The organism is Mycobacterium sp. (assembly GCF_035499775.1).
Taxonomy (GTDB): domain Bacteria; phylum Actinomycetota; class Actinomycetes; order Mycobacteriales; family Mycobacteriaceae; genus Mycobacterium.
Genome location: NZ_DATJYB010000589.1, coordinates 1 through 9,147, shown reverse-complemented (window position 1 = coordinate 9,147; position 9,147 = coordinate 1). Strand labels below are relative to the sequence as shown.

The following is a 9,147-nucleotide window of genomic DNA, read 5'->3' as shown; positions in this document are numbered from 1 at the left end:
CCGTACTCCTTGGGCCAGTTCAGGGTCAGCCAGCCGTCCTTGCCCATCTGCGCGACGGTGTCGCGATACGCGTTGCCGGTCCCGACCTCGCCCTGCGTCGAATGCAGCGCTTCGCGCCGCTCCGGAGTCATCAGCGCGGTGAAGTACGACCGCAGCTCGTGACGCAGCTCCTCCTGTTCAGGCGTGTAACTGATGCGCATTCCAGCCGTCCTTCGGTTAACCATCGCAAGCCGCCGCAACAACCAACGGCTACCCATTCGTCTTCCCGGTTGTAACACGTTCTAGTCTGGGAATCCAGCGACCGTTTCGTCAGACGTAGCTGGGCCTTATGGTGGTGCAGTACGTGATCGGACTGGAAGGCCGGGTTCAAGGAGGATGCCGTGCGGGTGATCGTGGACCGTGACAGGTGTGAAGGGAACGCGGTGTGCTTGGGAATCGCACCGGATATCTTCGACCTTGACGACGAGGACTACGCCGTCATCAAGACTGATCCGATTCCTCCCGACCAGGAGGATCTGGCCGAACAGGCCATCGCCGAATGCCCACGAGCCGCGCTGCTGCGCGGCGACTGAACCCAGCCTGAGCCGCGTGTGACCCGAAACTAGAGGTATTCATAAATTGACTACGCCCAATGGCAGCACGAACGCGATCGATCTGTCCGGAAAGGTCGCGGTGGTGACCGGTGCGGCCGCGGGGCTCGGCCGCGCTGAGGCGCTCGGCCTGGCCAGGCTGGGCGCCACGGTCGTCGTCAACGACCTGGCCGCCGCCCTGGATGCCTCCGATGTCGTCGACGAGATCGCCGCCGCCGGCGCCAAAGCGGTTGCGGTGACCGGCGACATCAGCCAGCGCGCGACGGCCGACGAACTGATCGCCTGCTCCGACGGGCTGGGCGGGCTGGACATCGTGGTCAACAACGCCGGGATCACCCGGGACCGGATGCTGTTCAACATGTCCGACGAGGAATGGGACCTCGTCATTGCCGTGCACCTGCGCGGCCATTTTCTGCTCACCCGCAACGCCGCCACCTACTGGCGCGCCAAAGCCAAAGACGCCCCAGCTGGCTCTATATATGGCCGGCTGATCAACACCTCGTCGGAGGCGGGCCTGATGGGTCCGGTGGGGCAGGCCAACTACGGCGCCGCCAAGGCGGGCATCACCGCGCTGACCCTGACGGCCTCGCGGGCGCTGGGCCGATACGGGGTGTGCGCCAACGCGATCTGCCCGCGGGCGCGCACCGCGATGACGGCCGACGTCTTCGGCGCCGCAGATATAGAGGAAGGCGAGATCGACCCGCTCTCACCGGACCACGTGGTCACCCTGGTCCAGTTCTTGGCTTCGCCGGCCGCCGCGGAAGTCAACGGTCAGGTGTTCATCGTCTACGGTCCACGGGTGACGCTGGTGTCGGCGCCGAGCGTGGAACAGCAGTTCAGCGCCGACGGTTCGGCATGGGATCCGGGGCAGCTCAGCGCTACATTGCGGGACTACTTTGCCGGCCGCGATCCGGACCTGACGTTCTCCGCAACCGCCCTGATGGGCGAGTGAGGTTGTGGGAAACGTTCCCGAGGCCTCTTGTTGGCTAGAACCTGTGTCAGATTGGTTTGGCCGCAATGGTCCTGACCTGCCCAAATCATAGTGTGGCAAGCACGAATATCGTTACCCGACATTCGTTGACACGGCGAAGTCGTTCTGAGTTAATATGAGCCGGCTCACACTGAGCAGCGGGCAAAACCCTGGCCGTGCCCGGAGGACATCGAGACTTCGCCGCGAGCAGCAGACGGGGGGACCCAGTTGATTCACAAACTTGCGGTCCCGGCCCGGGCTGTCGGTGGGTTCTTCGAAATGACGATGGAGACCTTCCGCGCGGCTTTCCGTCGCCCGTTCCAGTTCCGCGAGTTTCTGGATCAGACCTGGATGGTCGCCCGGGTGTCGCTGGTTCCGACGCTGCTGGTGTCCATCCCGTTCACGGTCCTGGTGGCGTTCACCCTCAATATTCTGTTGCGCGAAATCGGGGCCGCCGACCTGTCCGGCGCCGGAACGGCATTCGGCACCATCACCCAGCTGGGGCCGGTGGTGACGGTGCTGGTGGTGGCCGGCGCCGGTGCCACGGCGATCTGCGCCGACCTGGGTGCGCGCACCATCCGCGAGGAAATCGACGCGATGCGGGTGCTGGGCATCGACCCGATCCAACGGCTGGTCGTACCCAGGGTTTTGGCGTCTACTTTGGTCGCGCTACTGCTCAACGGCCTGGTGTGTGCCATCGGTCTGTCCGGCGGCTACGTGTTCTCCGTCCTGCTGCAGGGCGTCAACCCCGGCGCCTTCATCAATGGGCTGACCGTGCTCACCGGACTCAAAGAGCTGATTCTCGCCGAGGTCAAAGCACTGCTGTTCGGGGTGATGGCCGGGCTGGTCGGGTGTTACCGCGGCCTGACCGTCAAGGGTGGGCCCAAGGGCGTCGGCAATGCGGTGAACGAAACCGTCGTCTACGCGTTCATCTGTCTGTTCGTCATCAACGTGGTGATGACGGCCATCGGGGTGCGATTGTCGGCGAAATGAGCACACGATGAGCTACGACCTCACTTACCGGGTACGCAACCTCTTCAATAGGGCGTTTCAGGGGCCGATCGACGACTTCGGCGAACAGGCGCTGTTCTACGGCCAGACCATCCGCTACATCCCGAACGCCCTCACCCGGTACCGCAAGGAGACGATCCGGCTGATCGCCGAGATGACGCTGGGCGCAGGAGCGCTCGTCATGATCGGCGGCACGGTCGGCGTCGCGGCCTTCCTGACCCTGGCGTCCGGCGGTGTCATCGCCGTGCAGGGCTACTCGTCATTGGGCAACATCGGCATCGAGGCGCTGACCGGGTTCCTGTCGGCATTCCTGAACGTCCGCGTCGTCGCGCCGGTGATCGCGGGTATCGCGCTGGCGGCCACGATCGGTGCGGGCGCCACCGCCCAGCTGGGCGCCATGCGGGTTTCCGAGGAGATCGACGCGGTCGAATGCATGGCGGTGCACTCGGTGTCGTATCTGGTGTCGACCCGGCTGATCGCCGGCCTCATCGCGATCGTTCCGCTGTATTCGCTGTCGGTGCTCGCCGCGTTCTTCGCCGCTCGCTTCACCACCGTGTTCATCAACGGGCAGTCCGCGGGGCTGTACGACCACTATTTCAATACCTTTCTCATACCGTCCGACCTGCTGTGGTCGTTCCTGCAGGCGATCGTGATGTCGATCGCGGTGATGCTCGTACACACCTACTACGGTTACAACGCCAGCGGCGGTTCGGTCGGCGTCGGCATCGCGGTCGGTCAGGCCGTGCGGACCTCGCTGATCGTCGTTGTCGTCATTACTTTGTTCATCTCGCTCGCTGTTTACGGCTCGTCAGGTAATTTCAACCTCTCTGGGTAAGGAGACCCCGAAGGAGCATGGCAAGTACAGGATCGCGACGCACCACGGTTCGGCTGGCAGCTGCGCTGCTCGCCAGCCTGATCGTCGCTTTCGCTGTGCTGACTTACTTTTCGTACACGGCGGCTTTCACCCCGACCGAAACCATCAATGTCGCCTCGCAGCGCGCCGGGCTGGTGATGGAGAAGGGCGCCAAGGTCAAGTACCGCGGCATCCAGGTCGGCAAGGTCGACGACATCGCCTACCAGGACGACCAGGCCCGGCTGAAGCTGGCCATCAACAGCAACCAGTTGCACTTCATCCCGTCCAATGCGCCCGTTCACATCGGCGGCAACACCATCTTCGGCGCCAAGTCGGTGGAATTCCTGGTGCCCGAACACGCGTCGGGCAAGTCGTTGGCTGCGGGTTCGACGGTGCAAGCCACGGAGGTGCAGCTGGAAGTCAACACCTTGTTCCAGTCGCTGATGGACCTGCTGCACAAGATCGACCCGGTCGAATTGAACGGCACACTCAGTGCGCTGTCCGAAGGTCTGCGTGGTCGCGGTGACGACACCGGCGCCTTGCTGGCCGGACTGAATACCCTGACCCAGCAAGTGAACCCGAAGCTGCCCGCTCTCAAGGAGGACTTCCGCAAGGCCGCCATCGTCACCAATGTCTACGGCGACGCCTCGCCGAACCTGAACACCGTGTTCGACAACCTGCCGACCATCAACAGGACTCTCGTCGACCAGCAGGGCAACCTCGACACCACGCTGCTGGCGACGATCGGGCTGGCCAACAACGCCTATGCCACGCTGGAACCGGCGGAGCAGAATTTCATCGACGCCATCAACAGGCTCCGCGCGCCGCTGAAAGTGGCCTCCGACTACTCGCCCGAATTCGGCTGCTTCTTCGCCGGCGTCGAGAGGGGCATCAAAGAGTTCGGCCCGTTGCTCGGTGGCCGCAAGGCCGGCCTGTTCACGTCGTCGAACTTCGTCCTCGGCGCGCCGTCGTACGTCTACCCGGAGAGCCTGCCGATCGTCAACGCGTCGGGCGGTCCGAACTGTCGCGGATTGCCTGACATCCCGACCAAGCAGACCGGCGGCTCGTTCTACCGCGCGCCGTTCCTGGTCACCGACAACGCCTACATCCCCTACGAGCCGTTCACCGAAGTGCAGGTCGACGCGCCCTCCACGCTGCAATTCTTGTTCCACGGCAGCTTCGCAGAACGGGACGACTTCTGATGGCGTCGGGCACCATGCCTTCACACCGATCGATGGTGATCAAGGTCAGCATCTTCGCAGTGGTGATGCTGCTGGTCAGCGCCGCGCTGGTGATCGTGTTCGGCGACTTCCGATTCGGGCCGGAAGCCTCGTATCACGCCACCTTCACCGACGCCTCGCGGTTGAAGGCCGGACAGAAGGTCCGCATCGCGGGAGTGCCGGTCGGTTCGGTGCAGGAGATCAAGCTCAACCCGGACAACACCATCGACGTCAAATTCGGGATCGACAAGCACTACCAGCTGTACTCGTCGACCCGCGCGCTGATCCGCTACGAAAATCTGGTCGGCGACCGGTACCTGGAGATCACCTCCGGCCCGGGCGAGCTGCGCAAGCTGGCGCCGGGCGGCACGATCAACGCCCAGCACACTCAGCCCGCGCTGGATCTCGATGCGCTGCTGGGTGGACTCAAGCCGGTGCTCAAGGGACTGGACGCGGACAAGGTCAACACCGTCACCAGCGCCGTCATCGAATTGCTGCAGGGCCAGGGTGGAGCGTTGTCGAACGTGCTCTCCGACACCAACGCGTTCTCGTCGGCGCTGGGTAATCGCGATCAGTTGATCGGCGACACGATCACCAACCTCAACACGGTGCTGGGCACCATCGACGCCAGGAGCGCGCAATTCTCGTCCAGCGTCGACCAGTTGCAGCAGCTGATCACCGGGCTGGCCAAGAACAGGGATGCGATCGCCGGCGCCATTCCGCCGCTGGCGTCGACGACGACGGATCTGACGCAACTGCTGCAGAATTCACGTCGGCCGCTGCAGGGCGTCATCGAAAACGTCCGGCCGCTGGCCACCGAGCTGGACAACCGCAAGGCCGAGGTGGCCGACGACATCGAGCAACTGGGCGAGGACTATCTGCGCCTGGCCGCCCTCGGCGCCTACGGGTCGTTCTTCAACATCTACTTCTGCTCCGTGACGATCAAGATCAACGGACCGGCCGGCGGCGACCTCCTGCTGCCGTTGGGCGGCCAGGTGGATCCCAGCAAGGGGAGGTGCGCTTTTGCCCGGTAATCCAAAGCGCGACCGTGACCCGCTGCGCACCGGCATCTTCGGCCTGGTGCTGGTGATCTGCGTGGTGTTGATCGCATTCGGATACGCCGGGCTGCCGTTCTGGCCGCAGGGCAAAAGCTACACCGCCTACTTCGACGACGCCGCCGGCATCTCACCCGGCAACAACGTCTACGTGTCGGGCTTCAAGGTCGGCAAAGTCTCCGACGTGAGTCTGGCCGGGGACAGCGTCAGGATCGGCTTCACCGTGGACCGCCACGTGACCGTCGGCGACCAGTCGCTGGCCGCGATCCGTACCGACACCATCCTCGGCGAGCGCTCGATCTCGGTGAGCCCGGCCGGCGGCGGCAAGTCGACCACGATCCCGCGGAGCCGGACGACCACGCCCTACACGCTGGCCGGGGCACTCGAGGATCTGGGCGGCAACGCCAACGGCATCGTCAGCAAGCCCCAGTTCGAGCAGGCCCTCGGGGTACTGACCGACTCGCTGCGCGACGCCACTCCGCAGCTGCGCGGCGCCCTGGACGGGGTGACGTCGTTGTCCCGGACCCTCAACCGCCGTGACGAGGCCCTGCAAGGGCTGTTGGAGCACGCAAAGTCGGTGACAGCTGTGCTGGCAGACCGTGCCAAGCAAGTCGACAAGCTGGTCAACGACGGTGACCAATTGTTCGCCGCGCTCGACGAGCGCAGTGCGGCGCTGGGGCAGTTGATCTCGGGAATCAAGGGTCTCTCGACGCAGATTTCCGGGTTCGTCGCCGACAATCGCAAGGAGTTCGGTCCGGCCCTGAGCAAGCTGAACCTGGTGCTGGACACTCTCAACGAGCGTCATGACTACATCACCGAGGCCATCAAACGGCTGCCCACCTACGCCACCGAGCTGGGCGAGGTGGTGGGTTCCGGGCCCGGCTTCAACGTCAACGTCTATGGCGTGATACCGGCGCCGCTGCTGGCGGCGATGTTCGACTTCGTCTACCAGCCGGGCAAGCTACCGGCCAGCCTCTCCGACTACCTGCGCGGACTGATCCAAGAGCGCTGGGTTATCAGGCCGAAGTCGCCATGATCAAGCGGATTTCCGGCAGCCGCGGGCTGCTCGTCGGCATCGTGATCGCACTGGTCGCGGTGCTGGCGGGCGGCATCTACCTGCTGACGTCGGTTGGCAAGAACCGAACCGTGGTGGGCTACTTCACCTCTGCCGTCGGTCTCTATCCCGGCGATCAGGTCCGCGTTCTCGGGGTTCCGGTGGGCAAGATCAAGTCGATCACCCCGGAGCCGTCCCGCGTCGTGGTCGCCATGTCGGTGTCCAAGGACGTCAAAATCCCCAAGGACGTTCGGGCCGTGATCATTTCGCCGAACCTGGTGACGGCGCGGTTTATTCAGCTCAGCCCGGCGTACACGCGCGGCGACGTGCTGCCCGACGGCAAGCCAATCGAGCAGACTGTGGTCCCGGTGGAATGGGACGAGGTCAAGGAGTCGCTGACCAGGCTTTCGGTTCAGCTGGGTCCGGTGGCGGGGCAGAAGCAGGGGCCGCTGGGCAAGGCCATCGACCAGGCCGCGGCCACGCTCGACGGCAAGGGCGACTCGTTCCACAACGCGCTGCGCGAGCTCTCTCAAGCCGCTGGGCGGCTGGGGGATTCGCGCGGCGACCTGTTCGGCACGGTCAAGAATCTGCAGATCCTGGTCGACGCGCTGTCGTCGAGCAACGAACAGATCGTGCAGTTCGCCGGACACGTTGCGACGGTGTCGCAGGTGCTCGCGGACAGCTCGGGGCACCTGGACGACACCCTGGGCACCCTCAACCAGGCGCTCTCCGATATCCGGGGGTTCCTGGGCCAGAACAATTCGACGCTGATCGACACGGTCAACAAGCTCACCGACCTCACCCAGACGCTGAGCGACCAGAGCGACAACCTCGAGCAGGTGTTGCACGTGGCGGGCCCCGGCATCACCAACTTCTACAACATCTATGACCCCGCGCAGGGCACGCTGAACGGTCTGTTGTCGATACCCGAGTTCGCCAATCCGGTCCAGTTCATCTGCGGTGGGTCCTTCGAAACCGCCGCCGGCTCAAGGGCGCCGGAGTACTTCCGGCGTGCCGAGATCTGTCGCGAGCGGCTGGGGCCGGTGCTGCGCCGACTCTCGGTGAACTATCCGCCGATCATGTTCCACCCGCTCAACACGATCACCGCGTACAAGGGTCAGATCATCTACGACACGCCGGCCACCCAGGCCAAGGCGCAGACACCCGTTCCGCAGCTGACCTGGATACCTTCTCCCGGCGCGCATCCCGTGCAGAATCCGGCGGACTTGCAGAGCATGCTCCTGCCGCCCGCCCCGGGCGCACCGCCGGCGGGAGCGCCCGCTCCCGGTTACGGCCCCGCGCCCGGACCACTGCCCGGGCCGGGCCCGGCCGCAGCCGGGCTCAGCCCGAGTCCCGCTCCGGGACCGCCGCTGCCTGCCGAGCAGGGGGGCGGTCGATGAAGCGATACGTGTTGCGCGGCAGCGTATTAGCGGCGGGCAGCGTGCTGCTGGCCGGTTGTCAGTTCGGCGGGCTGAACTCGCTGCCGATGCCCGGCACCCAGGGTCATGGCAGTGGCGCATTTGAGGTCACCGTTGAGATGAGCGATATTGCGACGCTGCCGCAGAACTCGCCGGTGATGGTCGACGAAGTCACTGTCGGCAGCGTCTCGGGTATCACCGCCAAGCAGCGGCCCGACGGAAGTTTTTATGCCGCAGTGAAGTTGGCGCTGGACAAGAACGTGGATCTGCCGGAGAACTCGACCGCGAAGGTCTCCCAGACGTCACTGCTGGGTTCGATGCATGTCGAACTGGCCCGTCCGGAGCACGACCCGAGGGGCAAGCTGGTCGACGGGAAGGTAATCCCGGAGTCCGCCACGACCCGCGCCCCGACCACCGAGGAGGTGTTCTCCGCCCTCGGTGTGGTGGTCAACAAGGGCAATGTCGGTTCGTTGGAAGACATCACCAACGAGACCTATAAGGCCGTGGAGGGCCGTCAGGGCCAGTTCAAGGACCTGATCCCCCGGCTCGCGGAGTTGACTTCGGGACTCAACGACCAGGTCAACGACATCATCGGCGCGCTCGACGGGCTGAACCGGTTCTCCGCCAGCCTCGCGCGCGACAAGGACAATCTGGGCCGGGCGCTGGACACGTTGCCCGAGGCGCTGCGAGTGCTCAACAAGCAGCGAGACCACATCGTCGACGCGTTCAGTGCGCTGCACCGGCTGGCGAACGTCACATCGCACATCCTCGCCAAGACCAAGGTGGACTTCGCCGAGGATGTCAAAGGGCTGTATTCAGTTGTCAAGGCGCTCAACGACAACCGCAAGAATTTCATCACCTCGCTGCAGATCCTGCTGACCTTCCCGTTCCCCAACTTCGGGATCAAGCAGGCGGTGCGCGGGGATTACCTCAACGTGTTCACCACGTTCGACCTGACGTTGCGCCGGCTCGGTGA

At 64.6% G+C, this 9,147-nt stretch carries 10 protein-coding genes; 9 read left to right on the top strand and 1 reads right to left on the bottom strand.

The annotated features are described in order from the left end of the window. The coding region (locus VML93_RS35715) for an acyl-CoA dehydrogenase family protein (protein ID WP_325618154.1) at window positions 1–200 on the bottom strand (200 nt) is incomplete at its 3' end. Window positions 201–380: 180 nt separating this feature from the next. On the opposite strand from VML93_RS35715, the gene VML93_RS35710 reads away from it, so the two are divergent. From VML93_RS35710 to VML93_RS35670, 9 genes are all read left to right on the top strand, one after another. Beyond that, on the top strand, window positions 381–572 hold the full coding sequence (locus VML93_RS35710; protein ID WP_325618152.1) for a ferredoxin: 192 nt from the start codon (window positions 381–383) through the stop codon (window positions 570–572). 37 nt (window positions 573–609) lie between these two features. Then, window positions 610–1,542, top strand: a complete 933-nt coding sequence (locus VML93_RS35705) for a 3-oxoacyl-ACP reductase (protein WP_414686533.1) — start codon at window positions 610–612, stop codon at window positions 1,540–1,542. 246 nt (window positions 1,543–1,788) lie between these two features. Then, window positions 1,789–2,553 (top strand): ABC transporter permease, encoded by a 765-nt coding sequence (locus VML93_RS35700; RefSeq protein ID WP_325618148.1) that lies wholly within the window; start codon window positions 1,789–1,791, stop codon window positions 2,551–2,553. 7 nt (window positions 2,554–2,560) lie between these two features. Next, window positions 2,561–3,406 carry an ABC transporter permease gene (locus VML93_RS35695; protein WP_325618146.1) on the top strand — a complete coding sequence of 282 codons (846 nt, stop codon included), beginning with the start codon at window positions 2,561–2,563 and terminating at the stop codon, window positions 3,404–3,406. A 17-nt stretch (window positions 3,407–3,423) separates the two neighbouring features. Then, a complete protein-coding gene (locus VML93_RS35690) occupies window positions 3,424–4,626 on the top strand; it encodes an MCE family protein (protein ID WP_325618144.1) in 1,203 nt (400 codons plus the stop codon). After that, a complete protein-coding gene (locus tag VML93_RS35685) occupies window positions 4,626–5,678 on the top strand; it encodes a virulence factor Mce family protein (protein ID WP_325618142.1) in 1,053 nt (350 codons plus the stop codon). Before VML93_RS35690 ends, VML93_RS35685 begins: the two co-directional genes overlap by 1 nt. Then, a complete protein-coding gene (locus VML93_RS35680) occupies window positions 5,668–6,735 on the top strand; it encodes a virulence factor Mce family protein (protein ID WP_325618140.1) in 1,068 nt (355 codons plus the stop codon). The genes VML93_RS35685 and VML93_RS35680 overlap by 11 nt, the downstream gene beginning before the upstream one ends. Continuing rightward, window positions 6,732–8,153 carry a virulence factor Mce family protein gene (locus VML93_RS35675; protein WP_325618138.1) on the top strand — a complete coding sequence of 474 codons (1,422 nt, stop codon included), beginning with the start codon at window positions 6,732–6,734 and terminating at the stop codon, window positions 8,151–8,153. The genes VML93_RS35680 and VML93_RS35675 overlap by 4 nt, the downstream gene beginning before the upstream one ends. After that, window positions 8,150–9,147, top strand: a 998-nt coding sequence (locus VML93_RS35670) for a virulence factor Mce family protein (protein WP_325618136.1), incomplete at its 3' end; no start/stop codon positions are given. The genes VML93_RS35675 and VML93_RS35670, both read left to right, overlap by 4 nt.

What these genes read in the sequence shown, in the direction of transcription:
- VML93_RS35690 (WP_325618144.1), top strand. Translation starts at nt 3,424, where the DNA reads ATGGCAAGTACAGGATCGCGACGCACCACGGTTCGGCTGGCAGCTGCG.
- VML93_RS35685 (WP_325618142.1), top strand. Translation starts at nt 4,626, where the DNA reads ATGGCGTCGGGCACCATGCCTTCACACCGATCGATGGTGATCAAGGTC.
- VML93_RS35695 (WP_325618146.1), top strand. Translation starts at nt 2,561, where the DNA reads ATGAGCTACGACCTCACTTACCGGGTACGCAACCTCTTCAATAGGGCG.
- VML93_RS35675 (WP_325618138.1), top strand. Translation starts at nt 6,732, where the DNA reads ATGATCAAGCGGATTTCCGGCAGCCGCGGGCTGCTCGTCGGCATCGTG.